We start from the raw sequence: 21,950 nt of genomic DNA, 5'->3' as shown, positions 1-21,950 counted from the left end.
CAGAATGTAGTCTAAGTACAAACTTGTGAAAGGCTTATGTGTAATGCTTCTCCACATAATCACTAATAATTTCCTTAAATTCTTCAAAAATATTATCACCTTGTAAAGTTTTGAAATATTTGCCGTCTTTGTAGACTGCTGAAACAGGTTTTTCTCCATACCCAGGCAGGCTGATCCCCAGATTTGCATGTTTGCTCTCTCCAGGACCATTTACTATGCATCCCATAACAGCAACTTTCATATACTCTACACCAGGATTCTTTTTCTTCCATACCGGCATATGAGTTTTTATGTAGCCATTTACTTCCTCAGTTAATATACGAAAACGATCGCTACTTGTGCGTCCACAACCAGGACATGAACTCACCTGAGGGTTAAAGTAGCACAAACCTATAGACTGCAGTATTTCCTGACATACTACCACCTCATTAGTGCGTGATTCACCAGGGCGCTGAGTTAAAGAAGCCCGGATAGTGTCTCCAATACCATTTTGCAATAAATAAGTAAGCCCTGCTGTGGTATTTACTACGCCTTTGTTACCCATACCAGCTTCGGTTAAACCCAAATGCAGCGCATAATTGGAAGATTTTGCAAGTGCCGTATAAACTAAAATTAAATCCTGCACTCTACTGACTTTACATGAAATGATTATTTTCTCTGCATTAAGGCCAATCTTTTCAGCTTTTTTTGCACTACCAAGAGCAGACATTACAAGCGTCTTACGTAATATAACATCAGAAGTTTTTGGATTACTAGATAAGGAGTTTTCATCCATTAATTTTTGTGAAAGGTACTTATCAAGACTACCCCAATTTACTCCAATTCTGACAGGAAGATCATGCGTTATTGCATACTCTATAATTTTTTCGAATTTTTCATCACGTTTATCACCAAAGCCTATATTACCTGGATTTATCCTAATTTTACCCAGAATTTTAATGTTGTCTGGATAATCCTGAATCAGCCTGTAGAGCTCATATTGTCCACAGCCTACTAATATCTTACCATCAAAGCCTTCTTTATTTATTTCCTCTACTATATAAGGTATTGCTTTTGCTACTTCCTCTGAGTTCAAAGCAATTCGCACCAATTCTGAACCTGCATGCGCTAGTTCTATTACTTCTTTTGCATATTTCTGAGCACTACTTTTTATGTTGTCAGAATCTATATGTGCACCAAGTGCCATGGATTGAACAACTATAGGATTATTTCCACCTATCTTCACTTGTCCAACTTTTACAGTATGAGTTTTATGCCTGGAAACCGGCGATGACTCATATGCATCATCACTCAATGTCAGGTCTCTATCTAGCATATTATTAATCGTGACACTATTTTACTGTGTCAACTACACTGCCAAATGAACTTGAACCATTTAAACTATGCTGTGGTGTTCTATTTAGATCAGTAATAGAATCATGAGAGCACGTTCTTCTTGATGGAGTTTCTTTTATAGTAACATTTATAGGGGAAACTTTTTTTTCTCGTGTTGAAGTAACTTTTTTCCCTTTTTGTTGTTCACTTTTTTTATGCTGCTTACTTTCATACTGAGAAACTGGCTCTTGATCTATAAATACAGCACCCTTTAAACGTGCAAGATTAATACCATGCTGATTGATCATAGCATCCTCCCCATCTTCAACTATGCAAGCTCCCACGTTGTTTGGCTCGTTATCAAGGCTAGCAATTTTTTTTTCTTTTAATTTTTTGATTAGATCTTCTTTATTCATAGCTAGATCTTGTAACTTTTTTTTCTTGAGGAGCTCCCTACGCTTCTCATACAGTTTATATGACTCAGCAAAATCCTCGTCTGCATGAAAGTTTGCACCACCAGGGTTACCAGGAGGTATGTACCTCTTACTGAACTTTACCTTAGACTTCGCTTCAACATTATGTACAGTAAAGAAACTAGAAACCAAAAGTATTAATATAAATAAAACTTTAGAAAAGATCTTAAGCATACTATAGTGAATATTGTGCTTTAAAAGATACCAATTAACAAACTTCAAGTAAATCAGAATCTCTACCAACTTTATAATACAAACATCTTTCTAAAAAATTTACTACCAAAACCTACATAATCTAAAGGAAATTTAAGGTGTTACAAATTTTACGTAACACCCTTTCAAGAAGAGCATTACACTCTTCCTTGCTGTAAGTTATTCTTCAGTTTTTCGGTATCATTCACATTATTAAACTTTCCGCTTGGCATATCTTGAGACAAGTCGTTTTTCTTCTCTTTATCAAGCTTAACTCCCTGATAGATACAGAATGCAACAAAACTAGTTACAGCTATTGCAGCAACAGCACTGACTATGGCACAAGTTAGTATTGCTTGTTCTTGTCCCCCTACCATGTCTGCAAATGTTTCTACTTTTTCTTCTAAGCCTGTAAATTTTTCTTGCAAGCCGCTTAAGTGCTCTTGCATAGCTTGAAACTGCTCAGTACCAATCTTGTCTTCTAATGCACCAAAAACTTTTTCAAACTGCTCAACATCTATCTTTTGAGCTTCTTGCCACTCTTTTAATGCACTAAATACCTCTTCAAACTGTTTAGCATCTATCTTTTGAGCTTCTTGCCATTCTTTTAATGCGCTAAATACTTCTTGAAACTTTTTAGCATCAATATTTTGACTTTCCTGCAATGCTGTTACATCCGATTTATCAAAACCGAATACAAATTTGGTTATACCCATTTTTAACCCCCTAGCTAATTAATATATTACTATTGTACGTTTTTAGTAGTTAATTTAGTATTAAACACTATACAACTGGGATCCAATAAGAAATATCTGGTCATGCGCTGGAACTTTTGAATTCCAGTTATGCAAGAGATCTATTGATCTTAAAATAACTTTCTTTGGTTTAAGTTAAGGGTTATTCTACCAATATCTCTCTCTTTCCTGAGTAACTCGGAGCACTGACAATACCTTCTTTCTCCATTCTTTCAACAATATTTGCAGCTCTGTTATAGCCTATTCTAAGTTGCCTTTGAATGTAACTAGTTGAAACCTTTTGATCTCTCTGAATGATGGCCACTGCTTGCTTGTATAGATCGTTCTCTTCATCTTCTGTTTCACCTTCTGATTCCGCGAAAGAATTTTCATCTTCTTGAGTGATTTCCTCCATGTAGTTTGGCTCACCTTGCGTTTTCAGATGATCAACTATATTTTGCACCTCATCATCACTTACAAATGGACCGTGCACTCGAATAATCTTACCACCAGAGGCCATATAAAGCATATCACCCATACCGAGTAACTGTTCGGCCCCTTGTTCACCAAGTATTGTACGGCTATCTATCTTAGAAGTAACAGCAAAACTAATTCTCGTTGGAAAGTTTGCTTTTATCACACCTGTTATCACATCTACAGATGGGCGTTGTGTTGCCATTATGATGTGTATTCCTGCAGCACGAGCCATCTGAGCTAAACGTTGAATAGAGCATTCTATATCTTTGCCAGCAACAAGCATTAAATCTGCCATTTCATCTACGATCACCACAATATACGGAAATGTCTCCATTTTAAGTGGTATTTTTTCAAATAAAGGTTTACCCGTTGTTGAGTTAAAGCCAATCTGTACAACGCGCTCCAACTCTATTCCGCTATTCATCGCTTCTGTAATTTTTTGATTATAGTTTATTACATTGCGCACATTTAAATATGACATCATGCGATAGCGATTTTCCATCTCTTTCACTATCCACTTAAGAGCAATAACAGCTTTTTTTGGCTCTGTTACCACTGGCGTTATTAGATGCGGTATTGCATCATATATTGAAAGCTCGAGCATTTTGGGGTCGATCATTATCATCTTGCATTCATCAGGACTTAGTCGATAAACAAGCGACAGAATCATCGTGTTAATTGCAACCGACTTACCTGACCCTGTAGTTCCGGCAACAAGCAAGTGGGGCATTTTAGTCAGATCTGCAATAACTGGTTTTCCGCTTATTTCCTTGCCAAGCGCAATTGGAAGATTTAAGTTTGCATTTTGGTATTCTGGCGATTCAAGTAAATCACGCAGCATTACAATCTCTCGCTCCTTGTTTGGCAATTCTATTCCCATGGCATTTTGTCCACGAATTATTGAAATACGTGCAGAAAGTGCACTCATTGAACGTGCAATATCATCTGCAAGACCAATCACTCTTGCAGATTTTGTACCTGCTTGTGGTTCAAGTTTGTATAAAGTCACAACCGGTCCATAACATACACTTATAATTTTTCCTTGCACGCCAAAATCACTCAGAACCTGTTCGAGCAGAGATAAATTCTTATTGCTCTCTAATGCATTCAACTGTTTTCTCTGCAAAGATTCTTCTGCTTTGGAAAGTAAGTGAATGCTTGGAAACTCAAACTCGCTAGAAGGTGGTTTAACAATTTCTTCGGCAGCTTTTTTCTTTCTTTCTTTCGGTTGTTGTTTAGTGGTTATATATTTTTCCTCTACTACTAATGGTGCTATTGAATAATCAGTAGTTTTACGTAACCTGAAAAACAGAACCTTTGTAAAAAGGGAAAATATTTTTTTACATAGGAAAAGCAAAGAATAAACCGTTCTCTTCCAACCAATCAATCCTACAATACCTATTGATGCTACTACTGTGAATATGTAAAACGGGCAGTGGTCAATTAGAGCATTACCGACTATTCCACCGTGCATGTATCTAGCAGTAATGCCAAGCGAAAGTTGCGACAATATAGCATATATTGCTACATTGATTAACGTTAGGTAGATAATTTTCAGCAATGATGCTCTGAAAATTAAAAAGTAAACTATGGTTGTAGCTATTGTAATACTAGCGAGTCCAAGAAATTGAACCAATATATCAGCTAAATATGAACCTACTACTCCGCCCAAATTTGTTACTTCCTGATTTGTAGCTGTATTTAAGGATGGATCTTTATAATTATAGCTAAAAACCGATATATATATATACATTAATAGTGACAAGTATATCGCTGATTTTAGCTGTTTTTTTAACATCTACTTAAAGTAATAAGTAATTGTATATTTTACAAAGTGAATTGCTATTATCAATATCATCACGGATAAATCTAATCCATTGAATGGTTGTATATACCTTCTGATAACCTTTAGTGGAGGATAAGTGAGTCTGTTTAAAGTTTGCATTATGCTGCTTACAATCTCATTATACATGTTAACTACATTCAATTTAATCAACAAATCGAGAGCAATTGAGCATATTAGAACGAAGCTGTAAAGATCAAGTAACAGGTTAAGTAAGTATATGATTGGATGCATATTACTAATTTACACTAAAACCTATTATGTGTAGTGATATGTATAAAATCAAGCCCCACAATAATTTTTATGCTGAAATAGGTGTAAACAATAAGCTATAAGATATTATACCCTTTGATTCCACGTGGATAAAAAACTTATTGATAAATTAACGGAGAGATGTGTACTGTATGAATAGCTTTTTGATCATGTTTATTACATGCAGGATAAGTGTTCAGGTACGTATGAAACCAGCGCTTCTTTTCTTGTCACCTCTTGTTACCTAAATAGCCTCTGTTCAAGTAGCCCCTTTGTTGTCATCCCAGTGCCCAGACACTGGGATGGCTTTGTTGCACCACTCAAGGAAAGAACAGGCAGTTACTGATGGAATTTGTTATAAAATAGATATTTAGCCGACAAAGGAAAAATATGCCAATAAGAATGAAAGTCAGTAACTGCAATGAATATAACAAATTTCTTCAAGAAAGGGGAAATGTTTTTCATTATATCAACGATGCCATTGAAAATTGGTACGAAAATAGTCCAAAAGTAGCAGGTGGCAACAATGTCTACAGCGACAAAGTAGTGATTCTAATTCACATAATAACCTATCTATTCAGGATTGGTCTTAGGCAAACAGTGGGATTTATAGAGAAATATCTTGAGCAAATAGGGAAAATTTTGCAAATTATCAGCTATTCGCAGGCTTCAAGAAGGTTTAAAAAGCTTAATATCAAAATCAACGACTGCAGAGTTGATAAGAACGATATGGAAGATATTGAAATTGCTATAGATAGTACAGGTATCAGCATCTACAATAATATTCCAGGCCATAGTAAGGCAAATGGTACAGATAGAAAGTATCGCCGCTATGAGCAAACAAGAAAGCTACATGTAATGCTAGAGATAGGTAGTAAAAAAGTTATAGCTGCAAAATACAGTAGTGGAGTTTATTCCGACCACTATGGAGCCTGTGATCTTATTGAAAGAGTGGATACCAAGTATAACATAAGCACGATATATGCAGATAGATCGAAAGAAGTTATACAAACTGTGCGATGAGCTTGACATAAAGACAAGGATTCCTCCGCAAAATAATGCAGTAGAGCATCCAAAGTTGGATTATATGAATGAGAGAAATTCTACAATCAAGCTCATAAAGTCATATGATGAAGATGGTATGAAGAGGTGGAAAAAAGAGATAAATTATTGGAAGAGATCTTATATAGAAAGTTTTTTCTCGCGACTGAAGCAAATATTTGGATTTAGTTTTAGGAATAAATCTGAGATTAATCGTGAGAAGGAACTGCTACTCAAGTGTTATTTGCTTAACAAATTTACTGAAATAGGCATGGCTAAGTTTGATATAGCTTCATGAATTTATTATACATTACCCACTATCCGAAGAGCTGTGCAACAAAGCCATCCCAGTGTCAAGCACTGGGATGACAAGAAGAAAGAGTACTGGCATTACATTAAATGATTCTCCTTATTTTAGCATTAAACGCGATGAAGAAAATCATTTATAATCGCTATAGCAACTAGTGTTGAAACCTGACGTACCTTTTGGCTTGACAAACGAGAGTTTTTATCTGATTTGACAACAAGGGCTTCTAGATGACTTTGAAAGTAAATATTACTATGCTTATCTTCGATAGCTTCTATTAATCCGTCATTGGCAAACGCTGCAATTTTATATCCAAGTAGCTCTAGCCTTCTTCTATTCTCTGTAGTATTACTTACTGTACCTGAATGAGCATTCGGAAAATAAGTTGAAAACCAGCCATTTTGATTAGGTAGTAAAAATCTAGCTACCACTTTTTCCAAACTACTACCTGGAACAATTTTTATCTGCTGAAGAGGTATATTCTCTTTTTGTGGATAGGATGCTGATTTTAAATGATTCTTCTCATCATTAACAACATTTGTTATTTCAATTTCTTTTGCATGCATAATGTCTTGTAAACCACCGCATATGGCAAGCAAATGAATTGTAGGATTGTCATCTACTATTTTTACAATTGCTTCATTCACAAGCTGGCGGTAAGGGTTAAGAGCTGAATGAAAGTTATCTGAAATAAATATTCTGTTTATCTTTTGCTCTTTGATAAATTTTGCAACTTCAACTTTTATTCGATCTAGTATCAGCTTTTTTGCCAATATTTCATCTTGTTTTGCGAACTCTTCTTGGATTTCTTTTAGATTAATTATTTTGTCGTAGTCAATGAATATAGTTTTAACCCCAAAATTATTGAATATCTCATAGATATTTTGAGATTCATCTGTTTGCAATAAACCAACAATTATATTATAATTTACTGCATTTTCCACTGTCAAAGCAGGTAATTCTTTGTTTACTTTTTCACTATAAGCGATATTACTTAATAGTAGAAATGTAATTAATAGTATATTAAATATTCTATTGTAACATTTATACATTATTTCCTAAATAATTATATTAATATTATAATATATTATAGAACATTAAGAAAAAGAATGTGGCCTGAGCAGGAATCGAACCAGCGACACAAGGATTTTCAGTCCTTTGCTCTACCAACTGAGCTATCAGGCCAACTACGTACTTTCATTTTTAGATAAAAAACGTTATCATGTCCATCAAAAGTTTTTGAAGTATAGAAACAAAGAATGAACATTAGTAACAAAATAGGAATTTATCCTGGTACATTTGACCCCATAACTTTTGGGCACCTTGACATAATAAAAAGAGCATGTAAGCTAGTCGATAAGTTGATAATTGGTGTTGCAGAGAATGTTAATAAACATACTAATTTTGACATAAGACTGCGCACAAGCATGGCTAAAAATGAAGTGAAAGGAGCAGGAATTGATGCAGATATTATATCCTTTAATGGGTTGCTAGTGAAGTTTGCCAAAGAGCAAAATGCTTCTGTTATTATTAGAGGACTGAGAGCAGTATCGGATTTTGATTACGAGTTTCAAATGAGTTGGGTAAATTATAAGCTCTTTCCTGAAATCGAAACTATATTTCTTCCTGCATCTGAGGATACTCAATTTATCTCATCAAGTTTTGTAAAGGAAATAGCGAGATTAGGAGGAGATGTTAGCAACTTTGTGTCAAAAAGTGTCCAAAGTGAATTGATTAATCTAAATAGGGTAGAAAATGGAGAATAAGTATTTGTTGTCTTTTTTATTTCCAAACGAGTATGTTAGATGTGTAAAATATTGTAAGCTAAAGGAGAGACATGTTAAAAGTGAGGGATAATAATGTAATAGTTTGCTGCCGTGGTGATGAAAATGATGATGGTTCTGGTCATCCAATAGTATACTTACACAAAGAAGGAGAAATGTATTGTCCTTATTGTAATAAGTCAATGGATGAAATAGTGAGTGCCGAAGAATTTCAATCTGTTGAGGTGAAAGTAATAAGCAAGAAGGAAAGAACCAAAGGTTAATAGTACTTCATTTTTTTAGCTTATGTAAATAGCAATGAGAGGGGCAGTAAAAATGAAACTATCCATACGGTCGAGTACTCCTCCATGGCCTGGTATAATACCTCCACTATCTTTAACATTGTAAACTCTTTTGATGAGTGACTCAGTGAAATCTCCAAGTTGGGCTAGAATAGCAACTATCAAACCAATTATTGGAGAATAAAAAATTGGAAATAAACTCAAAAATATTGAGCCAAAAATTGTACACACTATTCCAGCTAAGACTGCACCAAAAAGTCCTAACCAAGTTTTCCCAGGGCTAATGATTGGACAAATTCTAGTTTTACCAAAATTTTTGCCGAAAAAATAGGCAGCAATATCGATGCTCCAAATAGTTAAGATAAGCCATACTAATGCATATTTTCCCTGTGGTAGATTATATAGGCATATTAGCGAGGCATTTGGTAGTGCGATTAATAGTAATGCGAAAATGTATAAGATTCTATTGCCCTGAGTTAGATTATACCATTCAAAAGAAGATAAAACTGCAATTGAAAAAATTAGTAGATAAAATGATAAATCACTGAAATATGTAGCAAAAGAAAATATGAGTAATATTACTATTGAGGACAATATTCTAACCATAAAGTTATTATCTACCATATTTTTTTTCTCTTTTCGTATAATCTTCTAGTGCTTTGGTCAAATCTTGACAAGAAAAATCGGGCCACAAAGTATCACAAAAATACAATTCAGCATAAGCTGCTTGCCATAATAAAAAATTGCTTAACCTTTTTTCGCCACCAGTGCGAATTAATAAATCCAATTTTGGCAAATCTTTAGTATACAGAAATTTTTCAAATTCCTCTTCCAATACGCAATCAATATTTCCTTTTATGACGTTGTTGATAGCATGTATAATTTCCTGCTTTGCTCCATAACTAACTGCAACAGTGAGTAATAGACCATCGTTCTTATGTGTCACTTCTTCTGCTTTTTTGATTTGATCGAATATTTTACTGGGCAATAGACTTAAATTGCCAATAAAATTTAACTTAATGTTACAATTGTAAATGAATTTCATTTTATCTTCATTAGTTAAAGTGTAGTAAAATAAATTAAATAGGTAGTCTGTTTCGTTTTCAGATCTGAGCCAATTTTCCATGGAAAATGCATACAAAGTTAAGTAAGGTATGGCCAGGACTGTGCAATGCTTAGCAATATCAAATGCAACCTCACTGCCTTTTCTATAGCCATCAATTTTTACCCTTCCTTGATTGTTTGCCCACCTACCATTACCATCCATAATAATTGCTAGATGTTTTGGCAGAGATTCTAGATTCAACATTTGAATTCAACCTGTTCTAATTAGCTTAATGTCTATATCTCTGTATGAAACGTTCACTATATCCACCTAAAACTATATTATTACTGAAAAATCATTGATAGTCTATATTACAAAAATTTTCTCAACCTCGGTGTCAGCTGCCAGTGATTTTACTAAGAAATATGGCAAAAATGGTCTAAATTGAGCGTGTTTTCTTAATTTGATGCGTATGGTTTATTTAACACCCTCTTAAATTTATAAAGCAAAACCTTGGATATAAACACTTTTTAAGCTATGTCATGATATGTAACTGACTTGCATTTTTTCTTTCCGTGTCCCACTTAAGACATTACTAGGCCCATTTTTATCTTCTAGTAGTTTTATAATATCGCTAAGACTAGAATGACTACACATGGATTTTAACTCTTCAAAAGGAGTAAAACCGATTCCATTAACAACTTTCTGATTTCCTAGTAATTCTATTGTATCTACGTAGTTAAGATTATCACGATAAAATATGAGTCGAAATTTTTTAATGTTAAAAGAAATGATATTCTCAACAACCTCCTGATTTTTTAGTAGTCTTACAATATCGCTAAAGAGAAACTTATCATTACAAAGTATGAATTTAAGTTTTTCATAATCAATAAAATTGATGTGCTCAACAACTTGTTGATTTTCTAGCAACCTTATAATCTTGTAACTGCTACTAGTATAATTGCTACTATTAAACTTATCGCTATTATGAATGAGTTCAAATTTTTCATAATCAATAAAACAGAGGTATTCAACAACTTTTTGATTTCCTAATAACTCCATAATATTTTCACCACTAAACTTATTACTCTTGAGTATAAGTTGAAGCTTTTTATCACCAATAGAGTTAATTCGATCAATAGAACTCTGATCTTTTAGTAATTCTGTAACATTTTGCTCACTAAGCTTACCATCACTCTCAACTATCATCCATTGAATAAGACGGATATTCCTAATATCATTTTGATTTTTTGGTGGTATTCCCACATCTGCATCGTTGCAAAACTGAACATCATCAACATGTTTTTCATTAATTCCTTTATTTCCTAGTGCTTCTTTAGCGAAGTTATTCGGATCATTTTTTTCATCTTCCTCGTAATCATAATATCCATAATCTTCTTCATTTTCCTCACTATCACTACTCTCAAATTCATTATTGGTATTGCAAACCTCTCCACCTTTTAGTATTTCTAGAATATTGTGCTCCGAAGTTGCATGATTTATCATAGACCTAAACATTTCATCATCGTAATCGTTGATGTTATCAACAATTTCTTTATCTGATAGTAATTCTTCAATACCTTTGTAACTAAACTTATTATTATACTTGCATAAGATTTTAAGTTTACTGTAATTCATTGAATTGATGCCATCAACAACTCTTTGACTTGATAGTAATCTTCTGTTATAAGCCTTACATATCAGTTGAAGTTTTTCGTTATCTAAATCTTCTGCATTGCCTGCTTTATCAAAATCCATAATCTTATTTCAATTTACTTAGTATTTTAATTTTAAATATATAAAAAGAAATAATCAAGCATTATGATAAAAGGCCTAATGAATTTATTAGTTTATTTATGTTTCTTTTCATGTATAAATTTATAGAAAGTTTTATAAAGAAGTTGTTTTATGAGCAAAATTATAGAAGTCAGAGCACCAAAAACTCTTGGTGGTGAATCGGTTACGGAAGGTATAGTAAAAATAAAGAAAAATATCGGTGAAGCAATAAAAGTAGATGACTTGATCTTTGAAATTGAAACTGATAAAACGGCGCTAGAACTAACTGCAGAAGCTTCAGGACAAATAACCGAATTTTTTGTGAAAGAAGATGATGTAATCAGCCCTGATCAATTACTGGCAAAACTTGCTGTAGGAGAAGTAAAAGAAGAAGTGAAAAAAGAAGATAAAGGCGAAAGCGCTGATAAAAAAGATGCCCCTTCAGCTCGTAAAATTATGGAAGAAAATGCAATCAGTGCAGAAAGTATAAAAGGAACTGGCATGGGAGGCAGAGTAACCAAAGCAGATGTGATAGACCATATGAGTAAAGCTGAACAACCTGCGGTAAAACAATATGAATCGCCAAAAAGTGTAGCAAGTGGAGAGAGAAGAGAAGAACGAGTGAAAATGAGCAAAATAAGGCAAGTCATTGCTGCTCGTTTGAAATCATCGCAAAATACTGCTGCAATACTGACCACGTTCAATGAAATTGACATGAAAAATGTCATGGATCTAAGAGCAAAATATAAGGAAATTTTTGAAAAGAAATACGGAATAAAACTAGGTTTCATGTCGTTTTTTATAAAGGCAGCAGTGCAAGCACTGAAAGAAATTCGTGAGATTAACGCTGAGATTTCAGGTGATGAAATTGTATATAAAAATTACTATGACATAGGTGTTGCTGTTGGCACTGATAAAGGTCTTGTTGTACCAGTTATTCGTGATGCTGATCAAATGTCATTTGCTGAAATTGAACTAACTTTAGTTGCTCTTGGCAAAAAAGCACGAGAAGGTAAGCTGCAAGTATCGGAAATGGAAGGTGCAACATTTACTATCTCAAACGGTGGTGTATATGGTTCACTTCTTTCTACTCCGATAATAAACCCTCCGCAATCTGGAATACTTGGCATGCACTCAATACAAAATAGGCCAGTTGCTGTGAGTAGCTCAATTGAAATCAGACCTATGATGTACATTTCCCTCTCTTACGACCACAGAATAGTTGATGGCAAAGGAGCAGTTACTTTCCTTGTTAAAATCAAAAATTACATAGAAGATCCAAATAGATTGGTTTTGGAAATTTAAACAGATTAAAAAAAGACAAGTAAGTTTTTCTGAAGTTTTTAAGGTGGGTGTTACAGCTGTACAAACATTTGTTTATAAAAGTAACTTATACGAAAAATGGTCAGTGCTTACTGTACGAGCATTGTGATTTAGGCCTAAAAAATGCGAGTAGCCCATTTGGTGTTATCCAAGTAGCTGACACTGGGATCCAAATTGCAAGTAATGCATTAGGTTGGGTGAGTATAGGTCTTGCGTTATAGAATAACATCATTTACTATGTGCCATATTGCAATGTTTGTAAAGTTGTGTGTGTGGTCCACCAAAAGGGTGTCAGCTACTTGCATGACACTATCTGCTATTTTTCCTTATCTGAATGAATACAAAACGGTTTTTGGTTACTCACGAAATAGATTTGTCCATTTTGCTCTTATTATTTAAAACGCTTTTATGTCAAATATATCAAATTTTTATTGTCCCAAATTTGGGAGAAAAACCCTGGACTTGAAGTCCATCCTTTTAAGAATATAATTTTAAGGTGAAAAATCTGAAAGAATGTGGAATATTATAGAAAAAGCAGTCACTCTGTATATATATCACATAGTGTGGATAACAAAATATCGATATCCAGTACTAGTTGGAGATATTGGACAGAAAGCTAAAGAAGTTGTACAAGAAGTATGTGCAAATAATCAAGTAGAAATTATCAGAGGTAGAGTTGCGTCAAGTCATGTACACGTATACGTTTCTGTACCCCCATACTTAAGTATTAGTAAGTTAGTGCAGTTAATAAAAGGAAAAAGTTCCAGAAAAATCCAGCAAAACTTTCCAGAGCTAAAAAAGAGATACTGGGTTGTGGGCAGTAGGCTACTTTGTCAGGACTAGCGGAAATGTAACTGACGAAATGATAAAAAATTATATTGAAAATCACTCTAAAAAAGAAGATAAATTTGGTGACTTTCAAGTCGAAAGTTAGCATTCTATGCTCTCTCTCAATCTTTGGATTTTAATCCATAGTGGTTGAATTGACATATGTTAAAAACATTCTAAGATAAGACTATTTATAGAATAAGGGGGTATATAATGTTAACTAATTCTTTTAAAAAAAGTTTTGAAGCTGTTCAAGGTATATCTGAATCAGTATCGAGTGATAAACCGAATAGGACTTTCAATTTTCCTCCGAATAATAGGGTGAGAGCAGATGATCATCCATTTTTAGGTACCAAGCATGACCGCAAAATTGAATATTTAGATTGTGATGATGAAGAGTCAAAAAGGCGAATTCTTGCTGATAGCTCTCCTTATAATTCAGAAAATGAAAATCACGGTAAATATCTAAAAGGCAAGATTATTGATGAAACTAAGCAAGAAATTGCTCAACACATAGAAAACAGTGATGTAGAATCTGTACAGCTTAGAGTGAGAAGTCCAATTAGAACTATGTTGACTGCAAGAACTGTGCTGAATGATAATAAAGGAAAAATAAACATTAGTAATATTTTAACTAATGATTTTTTTGAAAGCAATAGGATAACGGCGGTTACATTGTTGCTACCTGGAGATGAAAAAAGAGGAATGCGTGGACGAGTTGATGAGCATGGAGTAAGAATTTATGAAGTAGCTAATGGCTCATATAACATGACTTTGAATTGGTACGATGAAGAAAAAGAATGTAAAATGAAAATTAATATTAGTGATGACGGTTCTATCAAGCTTATTGAAAGCAATGATATCACTTGGGAGCAAATAGCTGCACATAAAGAAGTAAAAGTAGGAAAACAATACGAAGCGAAGTCCTTGTATGATGCACTATCCTACTTACGTAAAGAAGGTTCTGAAATAGTAAAAGTTTCACAGAATCCTTCAACAAGTATGGAAAGTGTGACTATATCAAAACAACTTTCTTCTGCTCAAGGAGTAAGTAAATAAGAAGACTTTATGAGCTGCTTGCAAATATAGGCAGCTTATATTTCAGTATCCTTATTTCATGTTCTCTAGAGTATTTTTATTTCCTGTAATCTTTTTATAAAAACCATAGGCGCCAGTTGGTTTTAAAGTAAAGGTCAAGTATCTGGAATTCTGGACATAAAATCCTCCTGTGTAAAAAAAGTTAGAAAAAAATGCAGTGCATATACGACAGATATACACTGAAGAATATATTTTTTAATAAATTTGATTAAAAAGTCTGCAGACTAAAGATAGATTTTGAGCTCTTAAAATATCTCTAACTGTAATTATAATCTTACTATTACCCACAAATATAAATGGACATAAAAATAAAGTATTACAACATTAAAGTTTGCAAACATTGAGGGTAAAAAATGGCAAACAGGAATAATGAATGGGCTGAAAATGAATTTGGAGATGCTGTACTTGGAGATAAAAGGTTAACTGACCGATTAGTAAATATTGCTGATAGTTTTACAAGTTTACCTGAAAGCTCAATCAATCAGGCGTGTGGAAGTTGGTCAGAAGCAAAAGCAGCATATCGTTTTTTTCAAAATGAGAACGTGAAAGAAGGCGATATTCTAGCTTCACACGTTGCTAAAACAGTTGAAAGAACAAAAGCCCATAAAAAAATTTTTGTGATCCAAGATACAAGTTATATTTCATACACAGACCATGAAAAAACAAGTGGATTGGGAGTTATTACAAGAAAACATAGTCAAGGTATTATAATGCATACAGCTCTAGCTGTTAGTATAGAAGGTTTGGTACTAGGGATACTAGATCAAAAAATTTATTCAAGACCTGAAGAATCTGAAAACATAAAAAAAAAGAACAATGACAGTATCCGCATTGAAGATAAAGAGAGTATAAAATGGTTAGAAACTTTAAGCAACACAAACAACATTATTGATTCAACTCAAACTGAGACTATAACTATATGCGATAGAGAAGCAGATATATATGAGTTTTTTGAGCTTGCATATAATCTTAATTCGGCAGTGTTAGTTAGAGCTTCCAAAGATAGGGCAGTAAATAGAAAATCTCGATATCCTGAAAAAGGTGAGCAGAAGTTATGGGAATTTATTAAATCCTCTCATTGTGCAGGTACGGTAAAAGTTGAAGTTCCTGCAAAAGATAATAAGCCAAAAAGAACAGCACATTTGGAAGTTAGATTCGGAAAGTTTATTATGCATCCATCTAAGAATAGTATTAGGCATAAGACAGAAGAATTACTTAAATTACCACACTATGCAGTTTACGTTGTTGAAAAAGACTTTCCTTCTGAAACAAATCCGCTAGAGTGGATGCTTTTAACAAATCTTCCAGTCAATACCTTTGATGAAGCTGTTGAAAAAGTTAGGTGGTATTGTCTTAGATGGAAAATAGAAATATTACATAAAATTTTAAAATCTGGTCTCAAAGTTGAAGAATGTAGGCTTGGAACAGCAGAAAGGTTGATGCGATATTTAACAGTAATGAGTATTATTGCTTGGAGAATTTTCTTTATTACAACAATTGCAAGAACTGATCCAACATTACCGTGTACTACCTTATTAGCCGAAGAAGAATGGAAAGTTCTATATGTAAAAATACATAGAAAACCATGTTCAAATGCAACTCCTACTATAAAAGAAGCTGTTTCATGGATTGCTCAACTTGGAGGACATTTGGCTAGAAAAAATGATCTAGAACCAGGCCCCATTACTATTTGGAAAGGATGGAGACGTCTCTTTGATCTAGCAGAAGGATGGCGACTTGCTCACGAACTTTATATTTGTGGGTAATAGTAAGAATTATAATGAGGTTGGAAATATGCGGAAGTAATTTTTATACGTTAGCTACAGTTAAAACATAATTGACTTTGCCTAGTTAATATTTCAAATTATAAAAAAGGCAAATAATTTCTATGATATTGCAGGGTAAAAAAGGGTTAATAACCGGAATAATAAATAAGAGGTCAATAGCATATGGTATAGCAAAGACTCTCTCAGAGCACGGAGCTGAGCTTGCAATCACTTATCAAAATGAAGTAATAAAAGAGAAATTATTACCAATAGCGAATGAATTAAATGTGGAGCTAACACTACATTGTGATGTTTCAAATGAGGAAATCATACATAGTGCTTTTAAAGAAATAGAGGAAAAGTGGGGTGCTATTGATTTTTTGGTACATGCAATAGCATATTCTGATAAAAATGAGCTCAATGGTAAATACGTCGATACTTCACTAAACAACTTTCTCAATGCAATGCATATATCGTGCTATTCTTTTACTGCTTTAGCAAAAAGCGCCGAAAAAATGATGTTAAATGGTGGTAGTTTACTTACTTTATCTTACTATGGTGCTGAAAAAGTTATGCCAAATTATAATGTGATGGGTTTATGTAAAGCAGCACTTGAAGCAAGTGTAAAATATATAGCATGTGATCTTGGGCCAAAGAACATCAGAGTAAATGCAATTTCTGCTGGTCCAATCAGAACTTTGGCATCTTCTGGAATAAGTGACTTTCACTCCATATCGGAATGGAATAGAAGTAATTCTCCACTTAGACGCAATGTTACAATAGAAGATGTTGGCAAGGCAGCACTATACTTATTAAGCGACCTGAGTAGTGGTACAACTGGAGAAATTTTACATGTTGATTCAGGGTATAATGTTGTGGGAATGAAGATAGTAGACTAATACAGTACTGCAGATGCATGTGAAGCCTGTGTTTTTTTGTTATCCGAGTAATTGACATTGGAGCCCAGTGTCAGCTACTCGAATGACAACATTTTTTAATTAAATCTCGCACATTAACCATAGAGTTATTATTTTATAAGTATTTGTTGCTGCTGATCTTCTATTTTTACTTCCTCCATTTGGGTTAAGGGATTGTGCGTGAGGGTTGCTCTTGAAGTTGCCTTGCAAGGAAAAAGTCTTTTTCCTCCCGATCTTGGAGTTGCTTTGCAAGCAAGAAATCCTATTGTTCTTGTGTTTGTTTTGCTAAGACTTTATTCTTATTAAGCAGTGGTTAAAAATGAGCATGGCTTTTATTATAGAATGCCCCCCTATAGAAGTATATAGACTATGAAGACTTATCTTACAGGTTGTGGTACTTGTTGTTGATAAAATGTTTTTTCTACACGTGCTTCTTCCACACTGCACCTTCTTGATAAGACTGGCTCCTCAAGGCATTTTATACGTTGCTGTACATCATTAATGCACTGCCCTATAACATCACCAATTTTTCCATCAGCATTTTTTGCCAATAACTCATCAAACTCCCTCTCAATCTCTACTCTCTCAGAGATATCCTTTGAAAGATCACAATATTCCAAAATTTCATCTATCTGAAGTTGTTTTGCTAATAGAAAGTCTTCTTGCTCCTGCTGCTGTTTTATTAACTCTTGAGTTACAGTTTTAGCCCTAGAGTAATGATTTCCTTCAAGATATATTGTTTCTCTCTCTTTACTACCCCATAACTCGTCATTTAATTTATAACTCTCACGATTAAACATCTGATTTAGTTGATCATTGTTTATCATTTCAGGATTTGGTTCAAACTTTTGTTGTTTCTCTCTGCCGCTAACTTTACAATGGACATTAATTTCAATGTTGGCTAAAGAAGCTAATAATTGAATTTCTTCAATAAAAGGAAAATAACTTTTACTTTCTATTGCTTCTAGATAGGATTGATAGAGTTCAGGTTTGTCAAGAAATGAGCGTGTAATAAAATCACTGTTATATTCGGCATTATAGTCACTCTCACCAATGCCATCAAGAGCCTCTGCATATTCACTTAGATTAAGCACAGCTTGATTATGCGATATATTAAATTTGCTAACAGCTCTACTTACTAACCTCTTCACATTACCTTCAGCATTTTCAATTTTCCTATTTGTTTGCTTAACCAGACCCTTTATTTTATCAGACTTGCCAGTTAAATCCCCTGGCTTATTAAAAAACATATTAAAAACCTTTTCTAGCTGACCCTTTAAAGGAGCTGGCATACTTGGATCATCTAAAGATGTAAATCGACTTAAAAATTTGTGCCATTCCATTCTCATATCTTGCGCTCTTTCAGCTTTATATGTACCAGAACTGTTATCACCAAACACTGCATGAAAAAAGCAATTGCCATCACCTGCAGTATCATATTTAACTACTTGGTTATTAGAAGGTTCTTTTTCTACATTACTCTCTGAAGTCTTGCGTCCTTTAGCATTTTCAATACTGTCAAAACCATTTGGTAATTTCCGTTTTCTAAGCCCAACCATAATTTCTACCTTAATTCAAGCTATATGTTATTATATTAACTAACTTATTAATAAGTAACTAATTAGGTATAGCAAAAATTTTTTAATTATGCAATAATTAAGGCTTTAAATAGCAAATATGAGCTTTAACTGTGGTATAGTTGGGTTACCAAATATAGGAAAATCAACTTTATTTAATGCACTTACAGAGTCAAGTGCAGCTGAAGCTGCAAATTATCCTTTTTGCACAATCGAGCCAAATGTTGGCAAAGTGCCAATACGAGATCAGCGTTTGAAACAAATTGCCTCGATTGCTCACTCGGGGAAAATAATCTACAATCAACTGGAAGTTGTCGATATTGCCGGCTTGGTTAAGGGTGCGAGCAAGGGTGAAGGACTAGGAAATAAATTTTTGAGTCATATCAGAGAAGTTGATGCCATTGTTCATCTGCTCAGGTGCTTTACGGATGACGATATCAGCCATGTAAACAGTAAAATAGATCCAATATCAGATGCTGAAATAGTGGAAATGGAGTTAATTCTAGCTGATATTGATAGCATAGAAAAAAGGCTTCCTCAATTGGAAAAGAAAGCAAAGCAAGGTGATAAAGAGCTAAAGAGACAACTTGAATTAATGCAAGAGGTATTAGCTACTTTAAAATTAGGTAAACCGGCAAGAAGCTTGGAGAATATCGATGAAGATGAGATGAAGTTGCTTCAATTGCTAACAACAAAGCCTGTTATGTATGTATGCAATGTTGAAGATACGAATATCATAACTGGTAATGAACTATCTAAAAGGGTGGAAAAAATGGCAGAGGAAAACAAAAGCAAATTTTATTGTATTTCAGCGAAACTTGAAGCAGATATTGCAAATCTTGATAGTGAAGAGGAAAAACAGAATTTTTTATCAGAATTTGGCTTACAAGAATCAGGACTTGATGGAGTAGCACGTATTATGTATGAAGTGCTAAGTATGATAACTTTTTTTACTGTGGGCCCCAAAGAAGCACGTGCATGGCCAATAAAGATAGGATCAACAGCTGACAAAGCAGCAGGTGTAATTCACACTGATTTTGAAAAGGGATTTATAAAAGCAGAAACCATAAGCTTTGCAGACTATATAAAATATGGAAGCGAATTAGCTTGCAAAGATGCAGGGAAAATTCGCTTCGAAGGCAGAGATTATATCGTGCAAGATGGCGATATAATGCACTTTAGGTTTAATGTGTAGTATACATCTAACTACCAAAGTACCCGGGAGTCCAGCCTTTCTTTATGGCTTCCTCTTCGCTGATCTCATCTAGTTCCACGTCATGGAGAATGGAGCTAGGTGTTGTAACAACTTCTTTCCCCTGTGGTTGTATATTCTTCTCCTCCTCACATAGTACGTACTCCAGACGTTCTTCTAAAAATTCATGTAAAGCTTTACCTTCTATAAGCACATCTTCGTTTTGCTCATCTAATTTCAAAATTTCGTCTAGTTCAACATCTTTACCATTAATAGTTGCCTTACCAATCTCAATTCTTACTATTACCCACAAATATAAAGTTCGTGAGCAAGTCGCCATCCTTCTGCTAGATCAAAGAGACGTCTCCATCCTTTCCAAATAGTAATGGGGCCTGGTTCTAGATCATTTTTTCTAGCCAAATATCCTCCAAGTTGAGCAATCCATGAAACAGCTTCTTTTATAGTAGGAGTTGCATTTGAACATGGTTTTCTATGTATTTTTACATATAGAACTTTCCATTCTTCTTCGGCTAATAAGGTAGTACACGGTAATGTTGGATCAGTTCTTGCAATTGTTGTAATAAAGAAAATTCTCCAAGCAATAATACTCATTACTGTTAAATATCGCATCAACCTTTCTGCTGTTCCAAGCCTACATTCTTCAACTTTGAGACCAGATTTTAAAATTTTATGTAATATTTCTATTTTCCATCTAAGACAATACCACCTAACTTTTTCAACAGCTTCATCAAAGGTATTGACTGGAAGATTTGTTAAAAGCATCCACTCTAGCGGATTTGTTTCAGAAGGAAAGTCTTTTTCAACAACGTAAACTGCATAGTGTGGTAATTTAAGTAATTCTTCTGTCTTATGCCTAATACTATTCTTAGATGGATGCATAATAAACTTTCCGAATCTAACTTCCAAATGTGCTGTTCTTTTTGGCTTATTATCTTTTGCAGGAACTTCAACTTTTACCGTACCTGCACAATGAGAGGATTTAATAAATTCCCATAACTTCTGCTCACCTTTTTCAGGATATCGAGATTTTCTATTTACTGCCCTATCTTTGGAAGCTCTAACTAACACTGCCGAATTAAGATTATATGCAAGCTCAAAAAACTCATATATATCTGCTTCTCTATCGCATATAGTTATAGTCTCAGTTTGAGTTGAATCAATAATGTTGTTTGTGTTGCTTAAAGTTTCTAACCATTTTATACTCTCTTTATCTTCAATGCGGATACTGTCATTGTTCTTTTTTTTTATGTTTTCAGATTCTTCAGGTCTTGAATAAATTTTTTGATCTAGTATCCCTAGTACCAAACCTTCTATACTAACAGCTAGAGCTGTATGCATTATAATACCTTGACTATGTTTTCTTGTAATAACTCCCAATCCACTTGTTTTTTCATGGTCTGTGTATGAAATATAACTTGTATCTTGGATCACAAAAATTTTTTTATGGGCTTTTGTTCTTTCAACTGTTTTAGCAACGTGTGAAGCTAGAATATCGCCTTCTTTCACGTTCTCATTTTGAAAAAAACGATATGCTGCTTTTGCTTCTGACCAACTTCCACACGCCTGATTGATTGAGCTTTCAGGTAAACTTGTAAAACTATCAGCAATATTTACTAATCGGTCAGTTAACCTTTTATCTCCAAGTACAGCATCTCCAAATTCATTTTCAGCCCATTCATTATTCCTGTTTGCCATTTTTTACCCTCAAT

Annotated in this window: 20 protein-coding genes, 1 tRNA gene and 2 pseudogenes; 10 read left to right on the top strand and 13 right to left on the bottom strand. The window is 34.0% G+C overall.

Annotation, left to right across the window (positions count from 1 at the left end; genetic code table 11):
* Positions 1-34: 34 nt before the first annotated feature.
* The 5 genes from ispG to MJ631_RS08005 form a co-directional block, all read right to left on the bottom strand.
* Complete coding sequence (gene ispG, locus MJ631_RS02405) at positions 35-1,315, bottom strand: flavodoxin-dependent (E)-4-hydroxy-3-methylbut-2-enyl-diphosphate synthase (RefSeq protein WP_007302669.1); 1,281 nt, start codon at positions 1,313-1,315, stop codon at positions 35-37.
* 16 nt (positions 1,316-1,331) lie between these two features.
* Complete coding sequence (locus tag MJ631_RS02400) at positions 1,332-1,961, bottom strand: TRP75-related protein (protein ID WP_012481754.1); 630 nt, start codon at positions 1,959-1,961, stop codon at positions 1,332-1,334.
* 176 nt (positions 1,962-2,137) lie between these two features.
* Positions 2,138-2,695 (bottom strand): hypothetical protein, encoded by a 558-nt coding sequence (locus MJ631_RS02395; RefSeq protein WP_007302667.1) that lies wholly within the window; start codon positions 2,693-2,695, stop codon positions 2,138-2,140.
* A 181-nt stretch (positions 2,696-2,876) separates the two neighbouring features.
* Positions 2,877-4,988, bottom strand: coding sequence for a DNA translocase FtsK (locus MJ631_RS02390; RefSeq protein WP_012481755.1), 2,112 nt, complete (start codon positions 4,986-4,988; stop codon positions 2,877-2,879).
* A complete protein-coding gene (locus MJ631_RS08005) occupies positions 4,989-5,267 on the bottom strand; it encodes a YggT family protein (protein ID WP_012481756.1) in 279 nt (92 codons plus the stop codon).
* Between the two features lie 408 nt (positions 5,268-5,675).
* Here MJ631_RS08005 and MJ631_RS02385 point away from each other — a divergent pair.
* Positions 5,676-6,624: pseudogene (locus tag MJ631_RS02385) on the top strand (IS5 family transposase).
* A 122-nt stretch (positions 6,625-6,746) separates the two neighbouring features.
* Here MJ631_RS02385 and MJ631_RS02375 read toward each other — a convergent pair.
* Together MJ631_RS02375 and MJ631_RS02370 are read right to left on the bottom strand one after the other, a co-directional pair.
* Positions 6,747-7,685: a gamma-glutamyl-gamma-aminobutyrate hydrolase family protein gene (locus tag MJ631_RS02375; RefSeq protein WP_007302834.1), complete on the bottom strand. Its 939-nt coding sequence runs from the start codon at positions 7,683-7,685 to the stop codon at positions 6,747-6,749.
* A gap of 60 nt (positions 7,686-7,745) precedes the next feature.
* A tRNA-Phe gene (locus tag MJ631_RS02370) sits at positions 7,746-7,818 on the bottom strand.
* Between the two features lie 74 nt (positions 7,819-7,892).
* Here MJ631_RS02370 and coaD point away from each other — a divergent pair.
* Complete coding sequence (gene coaD, locus MJ631_RS02365; protein WP_007302835.1) at positions 7,893-8,399, top strand: pantetheine-phosphate adenylyltransferase; 507 nt, start codon at positions 7,893-7,895, stop codon at positions 8,397-8,399.
* A gap of 71 nt (positions 8,400-8,470) precedes the next feature.
* Complete coding sequence (locus tag MJ631_RS02360; protein WP_007302836.1) at positions 8,471-8,680, top strand: zinc-finger domain-containing protein; 210 nt, start codon at positions 8,471-8,473, stop codon at positions 8,678-8,680.
* Positions 8,681-8,695: 15 nt separating this feature from the next.
* On the opposite strand, the gene MJ631_RS02355 is transcribed toward MJ631_RS02360, so the two are convergent.
* The 3 genes from MJ631_RS02355 to MJ631_RS02345 form a co-directional block, all read right to left on the bottom strand.
* Positions 8,696-9,322 (bottom strand): phosphatidate cytidylyltransferase, encoded by a 627-nt coding sequence (locus tag MJ631_RS02355; protein ID WP_007302837.1) that lies wholly within the window; start codon positions 9,320-9,322, stop codon positions 8,696-8,698.
* Positions 9,312-10,007 carry a polyprenyl diphosphate synthase gene (gene uppS / locus MJ631_RS02350; RefSeq protein WP_007302838.1) on the bottom strand — a complete coding sequence of 232 codons (696 nt, stop codon included), beginning with the start codon at positions 10,005-10,007 and terminating at the stop codon, positions 9,312-9,314. The genes MJ631_RS02355 and uppS overlap by 11 nt, the downstream gene beginning before the upstream one ends.
* Positions 10,008-10,283: 276 nt before the next feature.
* Positions 10,284-11,501, bottom strand: coding sequence for a hypothetical protein (locus tag MJ631_RS02345; RefSeq protein WP_019236332.1), 1,218 nt, complete (start codon positions 11,499-11,501; stop codon positions 10,284-10,286).
* A gap of 150 nt (positions 11,502-11,651) precedes the next feature.
* On the opposite strand from MJ631_RS02345, the gene odhB reads away from it, so the two are divergent.
* From odhB to MJ631_RS02315, 6 genes and pseudogenes are all read left to right on the top strand, one after another.
* On the top strand, positions 11,652-12,824 hold the full coding sequence (gene odhB / locus MJ631_RS02340) for a 2-oxoglutarate dehydrogenase complex dihydrolipoyllysine-residue succinyltransferase (RefSeq protein ID WP_214303386.1): 1,173 nt from the start codon (positions 11,652-11,654) through the stop codon (positions 12,822-12,824).
* A 68-nt stretch (positions 12,825-12,892) separates the two neighbouring features.
* Positions 12,893-13,063 (top strand): hypothetical protein, encoded by a 171-nt coding sequence (locus MJ631_RS02335; protein WP_246433223.1) that lies wholly within the window; start codon positions 12,893-12,895, stop codon positions 13,061-13,063.
* A gap of 294 nt (positions 13,064-13,357) precedes the next feature.
* A pseudogene (tnpA, locus tag MJ631_RS02330) lies at positions 13,358-13,776 on the top strand (IS200/IS605 family transposase).
* Between the two features lie 107 nt (positions 13,777-13,883).
* Positions 13,884-14,729 (top strand): hypothetical protein, encoded by an 846-nt coding sequence (locus MJ631_RS02325; protein ID WP_007302842.1) that lies wholly within the window; start codon positions 13,884-13,886, stop codon positions 14,727-14,729.
* 392 nt (positions 14,730-15,121) lie between these two features.
* The gene (locus MJ631_RS02320) at positions 15,122-16,534 is read left to right on the top strand and encodes an IS4-like element ISWosp2 family transposase (RefSeq protein WP_214303148.1); all 1,413 of its coding nucleotides are present in this window, start codon (positions 15,122-15,124) and stop codon (positions 16,532-16,534) included.
* 122 nt (positions 16,535-16,656) lie between these two features.
* Positions 16,657-17,433: an enoyl-ACP reductase FabI gene (locus tag MJ631_RS02315; protein ID WP_214303384.1), complete on the top strand. Its 777-nt coding sequence runs from the start codon at positions 16,657-16,659 to the stop codon at positions 17,431-17,433.
* Positions 17,434-17,828: 395 nt separating this feature from the next.
* Here the strand turns inward: MJ631_RS02315 and MJ631_RS02310 are convergent, their stop codons facing one another.
* Positions 17,829-19,010 (bottom strand): hypothetical protein, encoded by a 1,182-nt coding sequence (locus MJ631_RS02310; protein ID WP_214303383.1) that lies wholly within the window; start codon positions 19,008-19,010, stop codon positions 17,829-17,831.
* Positions 19,011-19,128: 118 nt separating this feature from the next.
* Here MJ631_RS02310 and ychF point away from each other — a divergent pair, with 118 nt between their 5' ends.
* Positions 19,129-20,223: a redox-regulated ATPase YchF gene (gene ychF, locus MJ631_RS02305; protein WP_214303382.1), complete on the top strand. Its 1,095-nt coding sequence runs from the start codon at positions 19,129-19,131 to the stop codon at positions 20,221-20,223.
* A gap of 7 nt (positions 20,224-20,230) precedes the next feature.
* Here the strand turns inward: ychF and MJ631_RS02300 are convergent, their stop codons facing one another.
* Together MJ631_RS02300 and MJ631_RS02295 are read right to left on the bottom strand one after the other, a co-directional pair.
* Positions 20,231-20,533: a hypothetical protein gene (locus MJ631_RS02300; protein ID WP_262986598.1), complete on the bottom strand. Its 303-nt coding sequence runs from the start codon at positions 20,531-20,533 to the stop codon at positions 20,231-20,233.
* Positions 20,524-21,936, bottom strand: coding sequence for an IS4-like element ISWosp2 family transposase (locus tag MJ631_RS02295; RefSeq protein WP_262986597.1), 1,413 nt, complete (start codon positions 21,934-21,936; stop codon positions 20,524-20,526). The genes MJ631_RS02300 and MJ631_RS02295 overlap by 10 nt, the downstream gene beginning before the upstream one ends.
* Positions 21,937-21,950 lie beyond the last annotated feature (14 nt).

It is taken from the genome of Wolbachia endosymbiont of Oryzaephilus surinamensis (genome assembly GCF_025617515.1).
Classification (GTDB): domain Bacteria; phylum Pseudomonadota; class Alphaproteobacteria; order Rickettsiales; family Anaplasmataceae; genus Wolbachia.
Note: the sequence above shows the minus strand (reverse complement) of the source record. Positions and strands in the feature narration are given on the sequence as shown.